17 protein-coding genes and 3 tRNA genes are annotated in these 21,391 nt (G+C 63.9%); 8 read left to right on the plus strand and 12 right to left on the minus strand.

From position 1 onward, the window contains the following. Window positions 1-74 precede the first annotated feature (74 nt). The 3 genes from P6U24_RS21090 (at window position 75) to P6U24_RS21100 (ending at window position 1,933) form a co-directional block, all read left to right on the plus strand. Window positions 75-151 (plus strand) — tRNA-Asp (locus tag P6U24_RS21090). A gap of 242 nt (window positions 152-393) precedes the next feature. Continuing rightward, window positions 394-1,656 (plus strand): peptidase T, encoded by a 1,263-nt coding sequence (pepT, locus tag P6U24_RS21095; RefSeq protein ID WP_407154431.1) that lies wholly within the window; start codon window positions 394-396, stop codon window positions 1,654-1,656. Between the two features lie 79 nt (window positions 1,657-1,735). Then, window positions 1,736-1,933 carry a hypothetical protein gene (locus P6U24_RS21100; RefSeq protein WP_407154432.1) on the plus strand — a complete coding sequence of 66 codons (198 nt, stop codon included), beginning with the start codon at window positions 1,736-1,738 and terminating at the stop codon, window positions 1,931-1,933. A 15-nt stretch (window positions 1,934-1,948) separates the two neighbouring features. On the opposite strand, the gene P6U24_RS21105 is transcribed toward P6U24_RS21100, so the two are convergent. From P6U24_RS21105 to P6U24_RS21150, 10 genes are all read right to left on the minus strand, one after another. Then, on the minus strand, window positions 1,949-2,806 hold the full coding sequence (locus P6U24_RS21105) for a class I SAM-dependent methyltransferase (RefSeq protein WP_407154433.1): 858 nt from the start codon (window positions 2,804-2,806) through the stop codon (window positions 1,949-1,951). A gap of 885 nt (window positions 2,807-3,691) precedes the next feature. Beyond that, complete coding sequence (locus P6U24_RS21110; RefSeq protein WP_407154434.1) at window positions 3,692-4,138, minus strand: hypothetical protein; 447 nt, start codon at window positions 4,136-4,138, stop codon at window positions 3,692-3,694. Between the two features lie 246 nt (window positions 4,139-4,384). Next, entirely contained in the window at window positions 4,385-5,782 is a 1,398-nt protein-coding gene (locus tag P6U24_RS21115; RefSeq protein ID WP_407154435.1) for a cytochrome P450, read from the minus strand. Window positions 5,783-5,928: 146 nt separating this feature from the next. Next, a tRNA-Val gene (locus tag P6U24_RS21120) sits at window positions 5,929-6,005 on the minus strand. Between the two features lie 39 nt (window positions 6,006-6,044). After that, window positions 6,045-6,446, minus strand: a complete 402-nt coding sequence (locus P6U24_RS21125; RefSeq protein ID WP_407154436.1) for a GFA family protein — start codon at window positions 6,444-6,446, stop codon at window positions 6,045-6,047. Window positions 6,447-6,530: 84 nt separating this feature from the next. Beyond that, window positions 6,531-8,954 (minus strand): endopeptidase La, encoded by a 2,424-nt coding sequence (gene lon, locus P6U24_RS21130; RefSeq protein WP_407154437.1) that lies wholly within the window; start codon window positions 8,952-8,954, stop codon window positions 6,531-6,533. Window positions 8,955-9,281: 327 nt separating this feature from the next. After that, the gene (gene clpX / locus P6U24_RS21135) at window positions 9,282-10,556 is read right to left on the minus strand and encodes an ATP-dependent Clp protease ATP-binding subunit ClpX (protein WP_407154438.1); all 1,275 of its coding nucleotides are present in this window, start codon (window positions 10,554-10,556) and stop codon (window positions 9,282-9,284) included. A 391-nt stretch (window positions 10,557-10,947) separates the two neighbouring features. After that, window positions 10,948-11,586, minus strand: coding sequence for an ATP-dependent Clp protease proteolytic subunit (locus P6U24_RS21140; protein ID WP_407154439.1), 639 nt, complete (start codon window positions 11,584-11,586; stop codon window positions 10,948-10,950). A gap of 302 nt (window positions 11,587-11,888) precedes the next feature. Continuing rightward, complete coding sequence (gene tig, locus P6U24_RS21145; protein WP_407154440.1) at window positions 11,889-13,247, minus strand: trigger factor; 1,359 nt, start codon at window positions 13,245-13,247, stop codon at window positions 11,889-11,891. Window positions 13,248-13,421: 174 nt separating this feature from the next. Further along, window positions 13,422-13,506, minus strand: a tRNA-Leu gene (locus P6U24_RS21150). A gap of 186 nt (window positions 13,507-13,692) precedes the next feature. On the opposite strand from P6U24_RS21150, the gene P6U24_RS21155 reads away from it, so the two are divergent. Further along, window positions 13,693-14,994, plus strand: a complete 1,302-nt coding sequence (locus P6U24_RS21155; protein WP_407154441.1) for a multicopper oxidase family protein — start codon at window positions 13,693-13,695, stop codon at window positions 14,992-14,994. Between the two features lie 72 nt (window positions 14,995-15,066). Then, window positions 15,067-16,155 (plus strand): enolase C-terminal domain-like protein, encoded by a 1,089-nt coding sequence (locus P6U24_RS21160; protein WP_407154442.1) that lies wholly within the window; start codon window positions 15,067-15,069, stop codon window positions 16,153-16,155. Between the two features lie 92 nt (window positions 16,156-16,247). Here the strand turns inward: P6U24_RS21160 and P6U24_RS21165 are convergent, their stop codons facing one another. Together P6U24_RS21165 and P6U24_RS21170 are read right to left on the minus strand one after the other, a co-directional pair. Further along, complete coding sequence (locus tag P6U24_RS21165; protein WP_407154443.1) at window positions 16,248-16,685, minus strand: GNAT family N-acetyltransferase; 438 nt, start codon at window positions 16,683-16,685, stop codon at window positions 16,248-16,250. Then, window positions 16,685-18,184 (minus strand): NAD(P)H-hydrate dehydratase, encoded by a 1,500-nt coding sequence (locus tag P6U24_RS21170; protein ID WP_407154444.1) that lies wholly within the window; start codon window positions 18,182-18,184, stop codon window positions 16,685-16,687. Before P6U24_RS21170 ends, P6U24_RS21165 begins: the two co-directional genes overlap by 1 nt. 519 nt (window positions 18,185-18,703) lie before the next feature. Between P6U24_RS21170 and P6U24_RS21175 the strand changes: the two genes are divergently transcribed. The 3 genes from P6U24_RS21175 (at window position 18,704) to P6U24_RS21185 (ending at window position 21,385) form a co-directional block, all read left to right on the plus strand. Beyond that, entirely contained in the window at window positions 18,704-19,042 is a 339-nt protein-coding gene (locus P6U24_RS21175) for a P-II family nitrogen regulator (protein ID WP_009027873.1), read from the plus strand. Window positions 19,043-19,620: 578 nt separating this feature from the next. After that, window positions 19,621-21,030 (plus strand): type I glutamate--ammonia ligase, encoded by a 1,410-nt coding sequence (gene glnA / locus P6U24_RS21180; RefSeq protein WP_407154445.1) that lies wholly within the window; start codon window positions 19,621-19,623, stop codon window positions 21,028-21,030. Between the two features lie 184 nt (window positions 21,031-21,214). Further along, window positions 21,215-21,385 carry a hypothetical protein gene (locus P6U24_RS21185; protein WP_407160812.1) on the plus strand — a complete coding sequence of 57 codons (171 nt, stop codon included), beginning with the start codon at window positions 21,215-21,217 and terminating at the stop codon, window positions 21,383-21,385. Window positions 21,386-21,391 lie beyond the last annotated feature (6 nt).

The raw sequence follows: 21,391 nt of genomic DNA on the forward strand, positions 1-21,391 counted from the left end.
GGTCGGCCTCATTGTCCTTGACTTCGATAGTCGCCCCCTTTAAGTCCCGGGTCCTCCGCGGGTTTCGCGATCACGCGGGAGTAGCTCAGTTGGTTAGAGCGCCGGCCTGTCACGCCGGAGGTCGCGGGTTCGAGCCCCGTCTCTCGCGCCATGTTTTCAATGGCTTAGCAACCAATTCCACGCCGCATCGCTGCCTCGGGCGCCTGCCCGGTGGCGGCATTGCGATTCCAACGAAAGCCCGCGGCGAACCGTTTCCCTGCTCTCAAGCATGCAAATGGTCCCTGGCCGACGGCCGTTCCTCGTGCGGCTTCCGCCGTTCGTGCGCGCATGGCCCCTGCAGCCGATAGATTCGGCGTATAATGGCCGTCCCGCCCTCCTATTCCCCGGGTATCCATGTCCGACACCAAACTCGCCTTCACCCACACCGTGGCCGAACGCTTCCTGCGCTATGTGGTCATCGACACCCAGTCCGATCCGAACTCCCCGACCACCCCGTCCACGGCAAAACAGAAGGATCTCGGCCGCCTGCTCGCTGCCGAACTGCAGGCGATGGGGCTTTCGGACGCCCATCTCGACGAGCATGGCTACGTCTACGCGACGATCCCGGCCAACACCGACAAGAACGTGCCGGTGATCTGCTTCTGCTCGCACATGGATACTTCGCCGGATTGCTCCGGCGCCAATGTGAAGCCGCAAGTGGTTCGGAACTATCGCGGCGGCGACATCGTGCTGCCAGGCGATCCGGCCCAAGTGATCCGCGCCGCCGAGCATCCGGCGCTGGCGAGCCAAATCGGCAGCGACATCATCACGACCGACGGCACCACTTTGCTCGGGGCCGACAACAAGGCCGGGATCGCCGAGATCATGGATGCGGCGCAGTTCCTGTTGAGCAACCCGGAGATCAAGCACGGCACCATCAAGATCCTGTTCACCCCGGACGAGGAGATCGGCCGCGGCGTCGACAAGGTCGACCTGACAAAGCTCGGCGCGGATTTCGGCTACACCATGGATGGCGAGACCGCAGGTCATATCGAGGATGAGACCTTCTCTGCCGACGGCGCGTCCATCACCATCGAAGGCGTGAGCGCCCATCCCGGTTTCGCCAAGGGCCGAATGGAGCATGCGATCAAGATCGCGTCCGCAATCGTCGACCGGCTGCCGAAGGAGACCTGCTCGCCCGAAACCACCGAAGGCAAGGAAGGCTTCCTGCATCCGATTTCGATCTCCGGCACGCTGGAGCAGGCCCGGCTCGACTTCATCGTCCGCGACTTCACCGAAAACGGGCTGAAAGAGAAGGAGGCGCTGCTGGAGGGCATCGTCAAGGACGTAATGCGAGCCTATCCGCGCTCGAGCTATCGCATGGAGGTGCGCGAGCAGTATCGCAACATGAAGATGGTGATCGATCGCCATCCGGAGATCGTCGATTACGCTGTCGAGGCGATCCGGCGCGCAGGGCTCACGCCGGTGAAGACCTCGATCCGCGGCGGCACCGACGGATCGCGGCTATCCTTCATGGGGCTGCCCTGCCCGAACATCTTCGCCGGCGAGCACGCCTTCCACTCGCGGCTGGAATGGGTGAGCGTGCAGGATATGGAGAAGGCGGTGCAGACCATCGTCCATCTGGCAATGATCTGGGAGGAACGCGCACCCGCCTGATCCTGCCGGCTCCGAGATCAGGACACGAAGGAACCATCCGCCCCGCCCGGCGTCGTGGCTGCTGACGGTGGAGGTCCCGATGCCCAAGGAACACAAGAAGGAACACAACAAGGAAAACAACAAGGCCAACGATCTCGTAGGCACACAGGACATGGGCGGCAAGCATGGCGGCCAGAAGGGGATGCCAAAACCCGAGCCGCGGCCCAAGCCACTCGATTCCGTGAAATCGGAGGACGTGCCGGAACGGCGGCCAACCGGGAAGACCGGCCGCGGCTGAGCCGCGACGGTCCGCTCAGGCTCTCGCCGTCACCAGCCAGATCGCGCCCGGCAGCGTCACGCGGTCCCCGCGCTGGTAGGGCATGAGCACCTCGCGAACCGATTGCCGGGCAGCATCGCGCAGCGCCTGCGGATGACCTTCCAGGGCGCGGCTCGCCGGCCCAATCTCGAAGGCCGATTGCACTGCCGCTTCCAGCCCCTTGCCGATCGCGATGTCGAGCGACAGCTCACGCGGTTCCAGCGCGATGTCTTGGAAGCCGGCCTCACGCAGGATGCGTGTGACGCGCTCCTGGGAGGCAAGAGCAAACGGACCGGGATCGTCGGGCTCCTGCGGCGGCAGCTTCGGCACGTGCCGATAGACCGCCTGCAATGGCGCCATCATCCATGGATTCTGCTTCGGCTCACGCCAGCAGGCGAACACCACGCGCCCGGATGGCTTCAGTGCGCGGCGCAGATTGGTGAAGGACGCTGCGGGATCGGCGAAAAACATCACACCGAAACGCGACGCCAGACAATCGAAGCTCGCGGGCTCGAAGGGATGCACGGTCGCATCAGCGAGCACGAATGCGGCGGGAAGGCCGGCTGGCGCGGTCTCGCGCGCACGCGCCAGCATCGGCGCGGAGATGTCGATGCCCAGCACCGAACCATCAGGCGCGACCTGTTCAGCCAATGCGATGGACAGACCACCGCAGCCGCAGCCAACATCAAGGACATGCTCGCCAGGTCTGGCCGCGATACGACTGATCAGCATGTCCGAGACCGGCGCCAGCAGCACGTCCTGGGCAGCCTGCCGGTCAGACCAGCGCTGGCCACCGGGGCCGTTCCAATAGGCGATCTGGTCGGCGTTGCGTTCGTGGCCCTGCGGTGCGTCCATGGATGTCTGCTCGGATTGCGGTGACGAGGGCCGCAACGGCACACGCAAGGTGCTCGCCTGTCAAGGCACAAACCTGGGACCGATCAACGGCGCCAACAATTCATCTGTCTGCGAGCTGGCGGTGAACCAAGGCCGGGAACATCGTTCGGATGCATCTGTTGAGATCCGAAATCGGATCGCCGCAACGGCGTGTCACCCTTCACGAGGCAGGAGGATCAGATGAAGCACAGCCTCGCGCATGCATTGCAGAGTTCACCTCAAGACGATCATCCTGTCGTCCGAGCGACACCGCGTCGATCGAGCGCCGTCGCCGGTGCACTGCTCCTGCTTGGAACGACCGCGCTCCAAGCCCAGACGACCACATCGACAAACATGCAAGGTCCCGCCACGGGCGCGTCGAGCGGCACGACGACGGCGGCCTCCAACAGCAACACGAGCGCGGCGGCGAACAACAGCACGACCGCCGGGACCGGCGGCGCGGCATCCAATTGCGCGCGTGCACCGGCGACATCCGCATTCACCTCCCCGACAACAGGTGTGACGGTGACCGGAACTGCAACGAATGACGCGACAGGCTCGATCGCAACCGGCGCTGCAGGCAGCGGAACGACGAACCTGTCAAGCTCATCGATCGGCGCATCGCCGTCGAGCAGTCCTCAGACTCCGCTTCAACTGCCAGGCGAAGCGCCGGACTCCTCGTCGGCCAATGCCGCCAAGGCTACGGCATCCTTAGCCGGTGCATCCTCTGCGGGCGCTGCCGGAGGGCCGATCTGCGGGCCCGCGGTGCCGACGACCGATGGAGGTTCGGTGAACCTCACCAGCATCGTCCCAGGCGTGTCGCTCAATGGCTGCTGAGTTGCTTCGCGGGGCAAGGCCGAACGACGTTCACCAGCGTTCGACCAGGCTGTCGCCGATCCGCAGCGCTGACCAGCACGCACCGAGGCGCTCAAACTCAGCCCTGATCTCGCGCAGCTTCTGGGCCGTGTAGCTGGCGCGCTCGGCCGCTCCCATCTGCTGCAGCACGTGACCCGCAGTCTGACGCATCTGTGCGGCGCGCGCCCGCAGCGCGGGGTCGGACGCGTGGCTCAGCCAGTCGTGCCAGCAGATATAGGTGGCGCGCTCGGAGCGCGCGTAGTCCTCAGTCCGGTCCGGCATCAGCCGGCGGTCCTTGCCTTGCTGCTTTCTTCGCACCCGGGAGGCTTCGCGCGGAGACATGTTGTCGGCCAGCGCGTGAAAGCTCTTTGCTGTCCCACCCGCGGCGAGACGTCCGAATACCCCGCCTTCAATTCCCAGATGCTTCTCCACAATGAAATGCTGCAGGTCATGCGGCATCAGGGGATCGAATCCAGGCGCTGGATTCATCTCGAGCGGTGCCGCGCCCTCAGGAATCGCACGCACGGCATAGCGTCGCTCCCCGGTCCGGATGAAGGCCACCGACATTGTTTTGCGCTGACTTCGCATGATTGTGCTCAACGGCATGGAGCGTGATGCTACATCTTGTAGCACAACGGCCCGTAGCGCTCAACCAGCACGTGACAACAGGCCGCTCTGGACGCGCCGCTTCCCTGCAAGCGCTCCTTAGCGTGGCGTGATCACCATGGGGAGACCGTGCGCCGGCCGCAAAGTGATCTTCTGCTGAGGCCAGACCTTGGCCCCCGGCGCGAGGCGCATGTCGAAGCGCTGCACCAGCACGGCGAGGATCAGCGTTGCCTCCTGCAACGCGAAGGACGAGCCGATGCAGGTGCGCGGCCCCGCCCCGAACGGCAGATAAGTGTAGCGCGCGATGGCCACGCGCTTCTCAGGGAGGAAACGCGTGGGATCGAACCGGTCCGGCTGCTGCCACAAAGCCCGATGTCGATGCAACACGTAGGGCGCGATCACGATCAGCGCACCGGGCTTGATCTGCTCGGCGCCCAGACTGTCGCCCTGCTCCGCCGCGCGGCTCAAGGCGGCGATCGGCGGATAGAGCCGCAGGGCCTCCTCCACCACGGCCCGGGTCACGACCAGACGGTCGGCGAGGCCTTCCACCGGCGCGGCAAGTTCGCGATCGGCCTCCTCCCGCACCCGCCGCGCCCAGTCCGGCGCCTGCGACAACAGGAAAAGCGACCAGGCGAGCGTGTTTGCGGTGGTCTCGTGGCCGGCCGAGAGGAAGGTCAGAATGTTGGAGCGAACCTCGGCAAGACTCATCGGCCGCCCCGTCGATGGATCGAGCGCGCGCAACAGCAGTGTGAGCAGATCGGCCGGCGCTTCCGCCTGCGGCATCTGATCGAGTCGGCGCCGCCGGGTTGCGATGATCTCGTCGATGACGCCTTCGAAATAGCTCATGGTCCGCCGCAGGGTCCGACCACCCGGACGCGGTATTGCCCTTGGTGCCCCCAGCAAATCGAGCGCACCGATCCGGCCAATGCTGCCGAAATAGGCGTTCATCGCTCGACGAAACTCGTCGAGATCGCTGGACAGGCCGTCGGAGAAGATGGTCCGCGCCAGCACGTTCAGCGTCACGAGCGTCATCTCGGCGGCGATGTCGAGCACGCGCCGCCCGGCGAGAGCGTTCCAGCGCTGCGTCAACGCATCGGCCGCCGTCAGCATCGCCTGCGTCAGCGCGGCGACCGTGCGGCGGGCAAACAACGGCGCGAGGGTACGTCGCTGCACCTCCCACCGCTCGTCCTCGACACTCAACAGGCCGTCGGCTAGCCCCACGGAGAGGATGCGGCGCTGGATCGGGTCTTTGCGATAGTTCGCAGCATTGTCGACCAGCACACGCCGGATCGCGGCGGGATCGTGCACGAGGACGGCGTCGAGCAACGGCAGCTTCACGCGTGCGATCGGCTGCTCGAACACATCGGCGCTCCAGCATTCCAATGGATTGCGCTGGAGTGTCGAGAGCAGCTTGAACAGCCCAAGCCGCCTTGCAGGCGGCTCCGGCGCTGGCGGCCGATATAAGGGCGCAACTTCGACGTCAGAAATCAACGGCATCCGCAAAACAACGATTCTCAGCCGAAATATAAACGGCCAAAGACGAGACTATCGCCAAAGCTATCGTCTTGCGAGTTCGCCATTTCGGGAAAACAGGCGACGCGGAATACCGGCACCCTTGCGATACCGTTCGAACATTGCGAACGTGGTGGGCGGTCACGGATTCGAACCGCGGACCCTCTCGGTGTAAACGAGATGCTCTAACCAGCTGAGCTAACCGCCCCTCGACGCAGCGTCTCTTTACCCCGTGACCGCAGCCGGATCAATCGCCGGGACGAGCAGGCAAATGCATGATCTCATCGATCCAGGGAACGGCGGAGGCGCACCATAACTGCCGGCGGGGCTTCAGCTCGTTACGCTGGCGGATGCTGCCCCAGCGAATGCCCCATTCATCCGAGCCGCCGTCGCTGCTGGTGAACAGCGGTGCGCCGCAATCGCCGCAGAAATGCTGGTGCCAGCGACGGCCATTGTCGCCGAATTTGGTGTAGCGCCTCGGCGAGCCGGCAGTCAGCCGCACCTCATCTGCCGCGCAGATCACGGTGACGCGGAACGGCGAGCCGGTGAGCGCCTGGCAATCGGTGCAGTGACAGATCGAGACCCGCTCCGGATCGATATCTGCTTGATATGTGATACGGCCGCAATGGCAGCCGCCGTCGATTTGCATCGCAGCACCCTCCCATAACCAGATCGCAGCCTCCTCAACGAAAACGGCGCCCGAAGGCGCCGTTCCCGAAATCTGCTTCGTGTTTCAGTGGGCGGTCAGGCCGCCGGCGGCTTCGTCGCCCTCGGCCTTCACCGGCACCTTGGTATCCTCTTCCCAGACGATCGGCACCGGCTTGCGCACAAGTGCGCGGGCGATGACCTCGTCCAGGCGGGCCACCGGCACGATCTCCATGCCGCCCTTGATCGCATCGGAAATCTCCGTGAGATCCTTGGCGTTGTCCTCGGGGATCAGCACCGTCTTGATGCCGCCGCGCGCGGCCGCCAGCAGCTTCTCCTTCAGACCACCGATCGGCAGCACCCGTCCGCGCAGCGTGATCTCGCCGGTCATTGCGACATCATGGCGGACCGGAATCCCGGTCATCACCGAGATGATGGTCGTCGCCATGGCCACGCCGGCCGAGGGGCCGTCCTTCGGGGTCGCCCCCTCAGGCACGTGGACGTGGATGTCGCGCCGGTCGAACAACGGCGGCTCGATACCGTAGTTGATCGCACGCGACCGGACGAACGATGCCGCCGCCGAGATCGACTCCTTCATGACGTCGCGCAGATTGCCCGTCACCGTCATCTTGCCCTTGCCGGGCATCATGACGCCCTCGATGGTGAGCAGCTCGCCGCCAACATCGGTCCATGCCAGACCTGTAACGATGCCGATCTGGTCGTCGCTCTCGATCTCGCCGAAACGGTACTTCGGAACACCCAAGAATTCCTCGACGGTCTTCTCAGTGATCTTCACCGACTTCTTCTTCGAGATCATGAGCTCCTTCACGGCCTTGCGGGCCAGTGTCGAGATCTCACGCTCCAGGTTGCGCACGCCCGCCTCGCGGGTGTAGCGCCGGATCACCAAGAGCAACGCCTCGTCGTCGATCGACCATTCCTTGGAATCCAGGCCGTGCTTCGACAGCGCGGACGGGATCAGATGCTTGCGGGCGATCTCGAGCTTTTCGGTCTCGGTGTAGCCGGCAATCCGGATGATCTCCATGCGGTCCATCAGCGGGCCCGGAATATTCAGCGTATTCGCGGTCGTGATGAACATCACGTTCGACAGGTCGTAGTCGACCTCCAGATAGTGGTCGTTGAAGGTCGTGTTCTGCTCGGGGTCGAGCACCTCCAGCAGCGCCGATGACGGGTCACCGCGGAAGTCCGAGCCCATCTTGTCGATCTCGTCCAAGAGGAACAGCGGGTTCGAAGTCTTGGCCTTGCGCATCGACTGGATGATCTTGCCGGGCATCGAGCCGATATAGGTCCGGCGATGACCGCGGATCTCCGCCTCGTCGCGCACGCCGCCCAGAGACACGCGAACGAATTCGCGGCCCGTGGCCTTCGCGATCGACTTGCCGAGCGAGGTCTTGCCGACGCCGGGAGGTCCGACCAGGCACAGGATCGGGCCGGTCAGCTTGTTGGCGCGCGACTGCACCGCCAGGTACTCGACGATGCGGTCCTTGACCTTCTCCAGCCCATAGTGATCAGCATCCAGAACGGCCTGCGCGGCCTCCAGATCCTTCTTCACCTTGGACTTCTTGTTCCACGGGATCGACAGCAGCCAATCCAGGTAGTTGCGCACGACGGTCGCTTCCGCGGACATCGGCGACATCTGGCGCAGCTTCTTCAACTCGTGCTGCGCCTTCTCGCGCGCTTCCTTGGAGAGCTTGGTCTTGTTGATCCGCTCTTCCAGGTCGGCGAGCTCGTCGCGGCCGTCCTCGTCGCCCAGCTCCTTCTGAATGGCCTTCATCTGCTCATTCAGGTAGTACTCGCGCTGGGTCTTCTCCATTTGTCGTTTGACACGCGAACGAATCCGCTTCTCGACCTGCAGGACCGAGATCTCGCTCTCCATCAGGCCCAGCACCTTCTCCAGGCGCGAGGTGACGGACAGCGTCTCCAGGATTCCCTGGCGATCGGCGATCTTGACGGCCAGATGCGAAGCGACCGTGTCGGCCAGCTTGCCGAAATCGGTAATCGACTGAACGACGCCGACGACCTCTGCCGAGATCTTCTTGTTCAGCTTCACATAGCTCTCGAAATCCGAGACGACGGAACGCGACAGTGCTTCGGCCTCGACCGACTTCGCGTCGGTGTCCTCGAGCGCAACTGCAGTCGCCTCGTAATAGTCGCTCCGGTCGGTGTAGCTCTCGACGCGCGCGCGCTCCAGGCCCTCGACCAGCACCTTCACAGTGCCGTCGGGCAGCTTCAGGAGCTGCAGCACGCTCGCCAGCGTACCGGTCTCGTAAATTGCCTCGGGTGCCGGATCATCATCGGACGCGTTCTTCTGCGTCGCCAGCATCACCAGCGCGTCATTCTTCATGACCTCTTCGAGGGCGCGGATCGATTTCTCGCGGCCAACAAACAGCGGCACGATGTTGTGCGGAAAGACGACGATGTCGCGCAGCGGAAGCACCGGGTAGGCGTGGCTTTCGCCGTAAACGATGGTTGGCCGGGGTTTCGGAGTGGTCATGGCCTGTTCCTTTTGTTTTGCCCCCTTGCACGCAGCCCGCTCGCTCGCGCGACCGCCACAAGGTGCGATCTGATCCGGTCAACGCATGGCAGTCCTCTAGCCAGCCGATGCCGGATCGTTGTTGAGGCGAATCCTGAGATCGAGATTTGTTCCGCCACGCGCATTAGGTGGCTATCGACCCAGGGGGTGTCAAGTGTCGAAAAACGTCCGCCATACAGAGGTTTACGCGACGTGACGTGTACGCAAAACACAGCTGCGGAATGGCTTCCGCAGCGCAAATCTTTGCAAGAAACGAGGTCCTGTCGGAATAGTTGGCGCCGGCGCGGATCACGCGCTGGCGCTGCTTTCCACCGCCCGATCGGAGCGATCGGCGTAGATGTAGAGCGGACGTGCGGTGCCCTCGACGACTTCGCGCGAGATCACGACTTCCTCGACACCTTCCAGGCCCGGCAGGTCGAACATCGTCTCGAGCAGAATGCTCTCCAGGATCGACCGCAGGCCGCGGGCGCCGGTCTTGCGCTCGATCGCCTTGCGGGCCACCGCTCCCAGCGCCTCATCGGCGAAAGTGAGCTCGATGTTCTCCATCTCGAACAGCCGCTGGTACTGCTTCACCAGCGCGTTCTTCGGGTCGGTCAGGATCTTCTTCAGCGAGTTCTCGTCCAGATCCTCCAGGGTCGCCACGACCGGCAGACGGCCGACGAATTCGGGGATCAGGCCATACTTCAGGAGATCCTCAGGCTCGACGTGACGGAAGATCTCGCCGGTGCGGCGGTCTTCCGGCGCCAGCACCTGCGCCGCGAAACCGATCGAGGTCGACCGGCCGCGCGCGGAGATGATCTTCTCCAGGCCCGAGAAGGCGCCACCGCAGATGAACAGGATGTTGGTGGTGTCGACCTGCAGGAACTCCTGCTGCGGATGCTTGCGGCCGCCCTGCGGCGGGACCGAAGCCACGGTTCCTTCCATGATCTTCAGCAGCGCCTGCTGGACGCCCTCGCCCGACACGTCGCGCGTGATCGAGGGATTGTCCGACTTGCGGCTGATCTTGTCGATCTCGTCGATATAGACGATGCCGCGCTGCGCGCGCTCGACATTGTAGTCGGCGGCCTGCAGCAGCTTCAGGATGATGTTCTCGACGTCCTCACCGACATAGCCGGCTTCGGTCAGCGTCGTCGCATCCGCCATCGTGAAGGGCACGTCGAGGATGCGCGCCAGCGTCTGCGCCAGCAGCGTCTTGCCCGAACCCGTGGGGCCGATCAGCAGGATGTTCGACTTCGCCAGTTCGACGTCGGAATGCTTGGTCTGGTGATTCAGCCGCTTGTAGTGATTGTGCACGGCGACCGAGAGCACCTTCTTGGCGTGGCTCTGGCCGATCACGTAGTCGTCGAGGACCTTGCAGATTTCCTTCGGCGTCGGAATGCCGTCGCGCGACTTCACCAGCGAGGACTTGTTCTCCTCGCGAATGATGTCCATGCACAGCTCGACGCATTCGTCGCAGATGAAAACGGTCGGACCCGCGATGAGCTTGCGCACTTCGTGCTGGCTCTTGCCGCAGAACGAGCAATACAGCGTGTTCTTGGAGTCGTTCGTGCCGACCTTACTCATTCCTGTCTCCGTCCGCGGTTCGTCCGCTCATTCGTCCCAATCCGACGCAAGCCGGACCGGAATTGTGAAAGAGCAAATCTCGTACCAATATAAAGGCCTTGTTCTTCATTCGCCGTGCGTACCACAGCTTAACGCGAATCCCCCACGATCCATGACTGGTCACTCTAGCCAACCATGCTGTCATCCGACTATCAAGAATTCGCTAATCGGATGACACGCGGCTCACCGTGACAATACCGTGATTTTCGGCATTAACAGAGGGAAAGCGACCAAAATCGCACCGTAGTTGCTCGATTACCACGACGGGCCGGCACGAACGCGGAACATCCGGTCCCGGCCCGCGGAACAGCCAATCTTCGCGCATCCCGCGGGGCAGCGGTATCCCGCAACTTTACGGGGTCTTCGCCAGCGGCGCCGGATCCTCAGGCCGCTTGTCGATGACCTTGTCGATCAGGCCGAACTCCTGCGCGGCGTCCGCGGTCAGGAATTTGTCGCGTTCCAGGGCGTCTTCGATCGCCTTGTAGCTCTGGCCGGTGTGCTTGACATAGATCTCGTTGAGCCGCTTCTTCAGGTTCAGGATCTCCTGAGCGTGCAGCATGATGTCGGTCGCCTGCCCCTGGAAGCCGCCGGAGGGCTGGTGCACCATGATGCGCGAGTTCGGCAGCGAGAAACGCATGTCCTTGTGACCGGCGGCGAGCAGCAGCGAGCCCATCGAGGCCGCCTGGCCGGTGCACAGCGTCGACACCGCCGGACGGATGAACTGCATCGTGTCGTAGATCGCGAGGCCCGATGTCACCACGCCGCCCGGCGAGTTGATGTACATCGCGATTTCTTTCTTCGGATTTTCCGCTTCGAGGAACAGAAGCTGCGCGACGATCAAGGTCGACATGCCGTCCTCGACCGGACCGGTCACGAAGATGATGCGCTCTTTCAGAAGGCGCGAGAAAATGTCGTAAGCGCGCTCACCGCGGTTGGTCTGCTCGACCACCATGGGGACCAGGTTCATGTAGGTTTCGACGGGATCGCGCATGGATTCACCCAGGAGTTGGACTAGCCGTTGGAGACGACAGCCCTACCGGGAAGATCGGCGCGCGCTCTTGTGAAAAACAAGAACCCTGCGACGGCGGCGGGCGGGCGTCCCGTGATGCAGAACTTCAAGACCGAGCCCACAGATATGGAGCAATTTTCCGGTGACAAGACCGGGACTCTTCGCGGTGGGCCCGCACCTGTTCAAGCCGATTCGCGAGCAGCCGCCTAGCGGGCCACGCGCGCCCGACCGGCGGTTTCGCCGGTCAACCTTAATCGTGGGCTTACGTGCGCATGCGGCAGTTTTCAAGCCGCCTTGTCAGCCTCGTCGTCCTTGAACAGTTCCTCCTTCGAGACCTTCTTTTCGGTCACGTTGGCGAGCTCAAGGATGAAGTCGACGACCTTGTCTTCGTAGATCGGTGCACGAAGCTGGGCGAGCGCCTGGGCATTGTTGCGATAAAAATCCCAGACTTCCTTCTCTCGGCCCGGCATCGAGCGTGCGCGCTCGATCACCGCACGGCTGACCTCGTCATCGGTCACGGTGATCTTGTTCTTCTCACCGATCTCGGAGAGCACCAGGCCAAGACGAACGCGACGATCGGCGATACCGCGATATTCCTCGCGCGCCTTCTCCTCGGTGGTGTTCTCGTCGGCGAAGGTCTTGCCGCTCGAGTCCATCTCCGCCTTGATCGAGTTCCACATCAGGTTGAACTCTTCGTCGACAAGCGAGGGCGGCGCATCGAACTTGTGCGTCTCGTCGAGCTTGTCGAGCAGCGCACGCTTCACGCGCTGGCGCGTCGCGGTGTTGAACTCGCCGGCGAGCCGGTCGCGCATCACCTGCTTCAGCTTGTCGAGCGATTCGAGGCCCAGCGTCTTGGCGAACTCGTCGTCGATCGTGACGTCCTGCGGCGCCTCGACGGCGGTCGCGGTGGTCTCGAACTCCGCATCCTTGCCGGCGAGCTTGTCGTTCAGATAGTTCTTCGGGAACGTGACCTTCAGCGTGCGGGTCTCGCCGGCACTGATGCCGATCAGTTGGTCCTCGAAACCGGGAATGAAGGTGTTCGAGCCGATCGCCACCTGAATGCCCTCGCCGGTGCCGCCGTCGAACGGCGTGCCGTCGATGGTGCCCTTGAAGTTCACGGTGACGCGGTCGCCGCTCTCGGCTTTGGCGCCGTCAGCCTTCGCCGTGTAGCTGCGATTGCCATCGGCGACGCGCTTGATCGCCTCATCGACATCAGCGTCGGTCACGTCGGCGACCGGCTTCTCGACCGAGAAGCTCTTGAAGTCGGCGAGCGTGATCGGCGGCACGACCTCGATCGCGACCGTGTAGGTGAGGTCGGACTGGCCGGAGAGGATCTTCTCGACCTCCTTCTCCTCGTTCGGCATCGTCACCTTGGGCTCGGTGGCGAGACGGAAGCCGCGCTCGGTGAAGATCTGGGTGTTGGTGTCGCGGATGGTCTGATCGATGGTCTCGGCCATGACCGACTTGCCGTAGATCTTCTTGAGATGCGCGACCGGAACCTTGCCCGGACGGAAGCCGTTGAGGCGGACCTTGTCCTTCAGATCGACCAGCTTGGCATCCGCCTTGGCATCGAGATCGGCAGCGGGGACGCTGATCTGGAACTCGTGCTTCAACCCTTCGGACAAGGTTTCTGTGACCTGCATGGCGTCAATCTTCTTCCGCTACGGCTCCGGCCATGGCAGCCGAAGCACTTTTGAATTGTGGTTCGACGCGCGGCTCGACGAAGCCTTGCGCCGGTTAAGGGCGGCACACCCGTCTTCCCAGGCGAGGGAGAGCGGGTCTGCCCGTAAATCTCGAGGCAAACGCTTGAGAGCGCCTGGTGCGGGCGGAGGGACTCGAACCCCCACAACTTTCGTCACTGGAACCTAAATCCAGCGCGTCTACCAGTTCCGCCACGCCCGCGTGAACTGCATCTCAAGCCCGGCCGCGATGCCGCGGGCGGCGCGGCTTATACCACGCACTTGTCCGTCCGCAGCAAAAAAATGGCATCTCGATCGCGCGAAAGCAGGCCGGGTTCGGCCAAGCGTCCTGGTAAAGATAGGTGTCCGAGCATGGTCCGCATCCCCCTCAAGGCGCAATGTTTTCACGATGAGCGATAGCTGCTTCAGCCTACACCGGCGGGCCCTATTGGCCGGGCTTGGCGCGAGCGGTGCGGCCGCCCTGCTCCCCGTTTCAGTGCGGGCTGCCGAATCGGCGTCGCTGGCCGTGACGGCCAAGGCCGGGACCATTGCGCTGCGGTCAGGCCAGGCTGCGAGCCCGGCCTGGGCACTGGAGACCTCACCGGCGCCGTTTCGTGTCAAGCGGGGCACAACTCTCGATATGGTGCTGGCGAACGAGCTGCCGCTGCCGGTAGCCTTCTCCTGGCGTGGCCTGGGTCGGTCTGTCCAAATGGAGCCCATGGCCAAGCTGGCCGCTGGCGCCCACGCCAGGCTCGTGGTGCCGGCGTCGCAAGCTGGCACAGGCCTGTGCGACATCAGGCCGCTCGCCGACGGCGGTGCGGCCCCGACCCGTCCGCTGCCTCTGATCGTCGATGAGAATGAGCCGGTAAACGTCGACCATGACGAGGTCTTCCTGATCGAGGACTGGCGCGTGACGGGGGACGGAGCCGCACTGCCGCCGGGCGTCGATCCCAAAGGCGCGGAGACCATCTTCACGGTCAACGGCGCGGCCCGGGCCGACATTGCAGCCCGCGGCCATCAGCGGCTCAGGCTCCGTCTCATCAATGGCTGCCAGCGCGCGGTGATCGCAATCAAAATCGCCGACATCGACGTCCGAGTGATGGCGATGGACGGCCAGCCGGCCGAGCCGTTCTCGGCCCGCAACGGCGCGGTGGTGCTGCCTCCAGGCGGCCGCACCGACGTCTTTATCGACGTGCCGCCGACGCCGGGCGCGACCAAGACCATTCTGCTGTACGACGGCACCACCGCCCGCCCGGTCGGCAGCCTCATCATCGGCAGTGAGCCGCCGATCCGACCTGCCCCGCTGTCGCCGGCGCCTCCTCTGCCCTCCAACGGCCTGCCCGACCGGCTGGATCTCAAGAGCGCCCTCCGGATCGAGCTGCCGCTTGGCGGCGCCGATTGGGTCTCAGCTCAGAGATTCTCGACATCAGCCCCACCGGCGTTCCAGGCCAAGGCCGGCCGCACCATCATGCTGGCGCTGACCAATCGCACGCAGACGGCGATGGTCTTTCATTTGCGGGGCTACTCGTTTCGGCTGCTCGACCGGCTGGACGATGGCTGGAAGCCCTATTGGCTGGACACGCTGGCGCTCGAACCCGGCCAGACTCAGCGCGTGGCCTTTGCCGCGGAAAATCCCGGCCGCTTCCTGATCGAGAGCACGGCAATCGACTGGGCAGCGCCACGCCTTGTGCGATGGTTCGAATTGAGCTGAGCTGCGGCCTGTCCAAGAACAAGCGCCAAGAATGAGCGGCAACAATAACGACAAGACAGAAGGGCAAGGAAAATGACCAAGACAGTCCCCGCGATCACCGGTGTCGCCGCGCGCGCCGTCGTCACCCCGATGAAGCGTCCGCTGCGCAATGCCTTCGGCGTGATCGACAATGGCCCTTTGGTGTTGATTGACGTCGCCACCGATCAGGGCGTCACCGGCCATTCTTACCTGTTTGCCTATGCGAAGCTGGCGCTGAAGCCGTTGGTGTTGCTGATCGAAGAGATCGGGCGCGATCTTGTTGGCAAGCCTGTGGCGCCGTTCGACCTGATGGCTGCCATGGACGCGAAATTCCGGCTGGTCGGCTGGCAAGGCCTGGTCGGCATGGCCGTCTCCGGCCTCGACATGGCATTCTGGGATGCGCTCGGGCAGATCGCCGGCAAGCCGGTGGTGGAGCTGCTCGGCGGCAGCGTCCGGCCGATCCAGGCCTATGACAGTTACGGCGTGCTCGATGCGGCCGCCGACGAACGGACGCTGCGCACGTCGCGCGACGAGCACGGCTTCCGCGGGATCAAGACCAAGGGCGGTCACGGCGATCTCGCGGCCGACGAGCAGATGATCAAGGGCCTGCGCGCCCTGCTCGGGCCTGATGTTGCCCTGATGCTCGACTTCAACCAGTCGCTCGATCCGGCGGAGGCGACCAGACGGATCGAACGGCTCGCGCCCTATGACCTCACCTGGATCGAGGAACCGGTGCCGCAGGAAAATCTGTCGGGACATGCCAAGGTGCGCGAGCGCTCGGCAATTCCGATCCAGGCCGGCGAGAACTGGTGGTTTCCGCGCGGCTTCGCCGAGGCGATCGCGGCACAGGCATCTGACTTCATTATGCCGGATCTGATGAAGGTCGGCGGCATCACCGGCTGGCTCAATGTCGCAGGGCAAGCGGATGCTGCCTCGATCCCGATGTCGAGCCACATCCTGCCCGAAGCCAGCGCGCATGTGTTACCCGTGACGCCGACGGCGCATTGGCTCGAGGTGCTGGATTTCGCCGGCGCCATCTTGGCCGATCCGCTAGAGGTCACCGACGGCACCGTAACCGCGCGGGGACTGGGACTCGGCCTGGTCTGGAACGAGACGGCGGTGGCGAAATATCAGGTGCAGTAGAATCCTGTAGCCCGGGTGAGCGCAGCGAGACCCGGGGCTTTAGGGAGATCCCGCGTGTCGCTTCGCTCACGCGGGCTACTGCGGCCGCGATGTCAGTCACGCGTCCAGCAATAAAGCGCGTCGGGCTCGCGCTCCTCGTTGCGCGCGCCATCGGTCTCCTCCACCAGCACGAAGCCGCGCCGCCCATAGAAGCGGCGCGCGGCACTGTTGCGCTGGAAGGTCCACAGCTGAAGCCGATCGAAGGCGCGCTTGGCGATCTCGAGCAGCGCGGTGCCGCTGCCATGCCCCTGTGCGCGTGGCAGCACATAGAGCTGCTCGATCCAGCCGTCGCGGAAGGCGATCATCCCGGTCAGTTCATCGGCCGCGAAGCTGCCCCACACCTCGCAGGTGGGAAAGACGCGCTCGCGATAGAACCAGCAGTCCTCATCCGGTGTGTGCAGGCCGGCGAGCCAGGGCATCGCGACATCGAAGGCGGCGCGATGCACGCGAGCGGCCTCATCCATGTCGGAAAGCGCTAGCCGCCGCAGCATTAGTAATCGACCCCGAGCTCGTCATAGATGCGCCGGAACACTGCGGGCAGCGTCTCCGTCAGGTCCTCGGCGATCAGGCCTGGCCCGGCCTCGCTGCCGGCCTCCCCGTGCATCCATACGCCAATGCTGGCGGCCTCGAAGGCCGGCACGCCCTGAGCGAGCAGGCCGGCGATGATGCCGGAGAGCACATCGCCGGCGCCGGCGGTCGCGAGCCAGGGCGGCGCGTTGGCGGCGATGGTGGCGCGGCCGTCGGGTGCGGCCACCGTGGTGTCCGGTCCCTTCAGCAGCACCACCGCTCCGCAACGGGTCGCGGCATCGCGCACCCGCTCGAGCTTGGAGCGGCCGGGATATTTGTTGCTGAGATCGGAGAACAGGCGCGGAAACTCGCCCTCATGCGGGGTCAGCACCACCTCGAGTCCTGGCGTGCTCCTGATCTGCTCGAACAGGCGCTCGGGGGCATCGGCAAAGCTGGTCAGCGCATCGGCGTCGAGCACGAGATGGCGCTGCGCCGACAGCGCGGTGAGCACGAGATCCCTCGTCCGCTCGCCAACACCGGCGCCGGGACCGATGATGCAGGTATTGAGACGCTTGTCATCCAGCAACTCCGCGAACTCGACCGGCGTGTCGACGCCGCGCACCATCACCGCGGTCAGCGCAGCGGCGTTGATGGCGAGCGCATCGCGCGGCGAAGCCAGCGTGACGAGACCGGCGCCGGCGCGCAGCGCGCCGCGGGCGGCCATGCGCGCCGCCCCGGTCGCAGCGACGTCGCCGGACACCGTAACGACATGCCCTCGCGCGTATTTGTGGCCATCGATGCGCGGCACCGGGAAGGCGGACTTCCAGATCGCCGGCGTGTTCTCGAAAGCCCGCGGCGCGATCTCGCCGAGCACCTGCGGATCGATCCCGATATCCACCACCCGCACCCGTCCGCAATGCAGCCGGCCCGGCATCAACAAATGTGCCGGCTTCTTGCGGAAGAACGTGACGGTCTCGGTCGCGTTGACGGCGACGCCCATCACCGCGGCGGTGGTGCCGTTGACCCCGCTCGGCAGGTCGACGGCGAGCACCGGCGCGCCGTTGGCATTGACCGCCGCGATCACGTCGGAAGGCTCGCCGGTCACCGCGCGACTGAGGCCTGCACCGAACAGCGCATCGATGATCAGCGCCGGCTTGCCGATCGCCTGCGGATTGAACGGCAGCACCGGGTATTTCCAGCCCCTGGCGGCGGACGCCGCATCGCCCTGGAGCGCGTCGCGCTCGCAGCTCAGGATCACCGAGACCTCGCGGCCTTGAGCCGCAAGCTCGGCTGCCGCGACAAAACCATCGCCGCCATTGTTGCCGGGCCCGCAGATGACCAGGATGGGTCCCTCCTCGACGAGATCCATGGCGGCCTCGGCCACCGCCTGGCCGGCGCTCAGCATCAGCGCGAAGCCCGGCGTGCCTGCGGCAATGGTCAGCCGGTCCGCCCGCTCCATCTCGCTCGTTGTCAGAACTTCCATCGTCAACATCCCCCGATCGTGCCCGGATGCGCAGATGCCTCCGCCCCGCCGGCGACATCGCTTGTGCACAAGGAGGCACTCAACCGATACAAGCGTCCGGATCTTCTATTGCCGTGCCGGCTCCGAAGTTCCAAGTGCGGAAAAGCGCGCCGGATCGCGCGACCCGCACTTCGTCGCCTTATCCTGAGGCATTTCGGCCGCACCGCGAACGCGAACGTTTTTTCTGCCCAACATTTGGCCTGTTTGCCTATTCTGAAGGCTCCGCTATTCTGAGCAAGCTGCAAGCGAGTCTGCAACTTGCGGCTAAGAGCCTGATTATCTATTCGATTTGTACCAGTTAACCACTTGGCATAGACCCTGCTTTTGAAGAGCTACTTCGGCTTGGGCGAGACGGGCTGTCAGTTGCCGGGCGTCTGCCGGAGCAGTCAGGCCCGGTATGGTGCGATCGAACAACCTGTGCGTCTGGCGCAGCCTGACGACGACCTTGAAGTTTTATTCGGAATGCCCGGGAGGCGCTCAGTGAAGAAGATCGAAGCCATCATCAAGCCGTTCAAGTTGGACGAGGTGAAGGAAGCGCTTCAGGAAGTGGGACTTCAGGGCATCACCGTGACCGAGGCCAAGGGGTTCGGCCGGCAGAAGGGCCACGCGGAGCTCTATCGCGGCGCCGAGTACATCGTCGACTTCCTGCCCAAGGTGAAGATCGAGATCGTGATCGGCGACGACCTGGTCGAGCGCGCGATCGAGGCGATCCGGCGCGCTGCCCAGACCGGCCGCATCGGCGACGGCAAGATCTTCGTCTCCAACATCGAGGAAGCGATCCGCATCAGAACCGGTGAGTCCGGCCTCGACGCAATCTAGATTGGCGTTTCCTTGAAATCGGCTATCGGTGGATGGGTTGAGCTCTCGCCATCTCCGACGCTGTCATGCTCCGCCACCCCGGCCGGATGACAGGCTCCGGCGGAGCATCCAGTACTCCGCGGCAGAAGAGATCGAACCGAAACGTCACGGCGTACTGGATCGTCCGCCTTCGCGGACGATGACTGCGGGCTTATTTATAGGCCGTGACTTTGGAAACGGTCGTCCAGGACCTTCACTGCGGGCACGGCAGAGATCATCTGCCAGGCCCCGAACAGATGAAGACTCGACGTGCAGGTAGCCGGCACGGCAGCGCAAGGTGCCCTCTTTGAGGGCAAACGCAGCCGGCCGTTCTGCCGTTTCCGATATTGTCTTGAACGGCGCGCGAGGCTATGGAGCATGACCTGCGGCCACAGCCTGCGGCCGGCCGGGACGGGAAACGAGGGCGCGATTGCGGCCAGGGAGAACGCCGTCGCGCTCTAAATTTTTGATTGAGCACGATCTTTTCGGGAAAACCGCTCGCACTTTGCGCTTCGCGGCCCTTCCGGGTCCGGATCTGCTCTAGCCGAAAAGGGGTATTCATGAAGAACGCCAAAGATGTCCTGAAAGCGATCAAGGACAATGACGTCAAATACGTCGACCTGCGTTTTACCGATCCGCGCGGCAAGTGGCAGCACGTGACCTTCGACGTCAGCATGATCGAAGAGGACACCTTTGCCGAAGGCCTCATGTTCGACGGCTCCTCGATCGCCGGCTGGAAGGCGATCAACGAATCCGACATGTGCCTGATGCCCGACCCGGTCACGGCGACCATCGATCCGTTCTTCGCCGAAACCACCATGATCCTCACCTGTGACGTGCTCGAGCCGACCACCGGCGAGCCGTACAACCGCGACCCCCGCGGCATCGCCAAGAAGGCGGAGGCGATGGTGAAGTCGATGGGCGTGGGCGATACCGTCTATTTCGGCCCCGAAGCCGAGTTCTTCGTGTTCGACGACGTCCGCTACCAGACCACCCCCTACAACACCGGCTTCAGGCTCGACTCCTCGGAGCTGCCAATCAACTCCGACACCGAATACGAAGGCGGCAATCTCGGCCACCGCATCCGCACCAAGGCCGGCTATTTCCCGGTGCCGCCGCAGGACTCGGTGCAGGACATGCGCTCGGAGATGCTCGGCGCGATGGCCAAGATGGGCGTCAAGGTCGAGAAGCACCATCACGAGGTCGCTTCCGCCCAGCACGAGCTCGGCATGAAGTTCGACACGCTGACGCTGATGGCCGACCAGATGCAGATCTACAAATACTGCATCCAGCAGGTCGCCCACATCTACGGCAAGACCGCCACTTTCATGCCGAAGCCGGTCTATGGCGACAACGGCTCCGGCATGCACTGCCATCAGTCGATCTGGAAGGAAGGCAAGCCGGTGTTCGCCGGCAACAAGTACTCCGACCTGTCGGAGACCTGCCTGTCCTACATCGCCGGGATCATCAAGCACGCCAAGGCGATCAACGCCTTCACCAACCCGTCCACCAACTCCTACAAGCGTCTGGTGCCGGGCTATGAGGCGCCGGTGCTGCTCGCCTATTCCGCACGCAACCGCTCGGCTTCCTGCCGCATTCCCTACACCGCGTCGCCGAAGGCCAAGCGCGTCGAGGTGCGCTTCCCCGATCCGCTCGCCAACCCGTATCTCGCCTTCGCCGCGATGCTGATGGCCGGCCTCGACGGCGTGAAGAACAAGCTCGATCCGGGTCCGGCGATGGACAAGGACCTCTACGATCTGCCGAAGGAAGAGCTGAAGGAGATCCCGACCGTCTGCGGTTCGCTCCGTGAGGCACTGGAGAGCCTGGACAAGGACCGCGCCTTCCTGAAGGCGGGCGGCGTGTTCGACGACGACTTCATCGACAGCTACATCGCGCTGAAGATGACCGAGGTCGAGCGCTTCGAGATGACGCCGCACCCGGTCGAGTTCGAGATGTACTACTCGGGCTAATAACGCCCGAGCAAAATCGGCGGATCAGACGCAAACGGAAAGGCGCCTCGCGAGAGGCGCCTTTTTGCTTGGCTCGTCAGCCATTCACTTTGTTGGAAAGTAGACCGCGATCTGCTCGACGACCGGTCCCCATTTGAGCAGCTTGCCCCTATCGGACGAGATCTTATCCCCAATGGGTGCCTTCATGTCGTCGCCCTTGCCGAAACGCATCCCAATGCTGCAACCGCCCGGCAACGGACGCTCCAACACGCCGCCTTTCCAGTTGATGACGAAACCGCCGCCGAAGGATCAGAAGCCCGGCAACATCACGGGCGATGGCTTCCTGAACGGCGCCTGGCATCTCGCCAAGCCCTGAGTTCAA

Origin of the sequence: Bradyrhizobium sp. STM 3557 (genome assembly GCF_045571465.1) — a bacterium.
GTDB lineage: Bacteria > Pseudomonadota > Alphaproteobacteria > Rhizobiales > Xanthobacteraceae > Bradyrhizobium.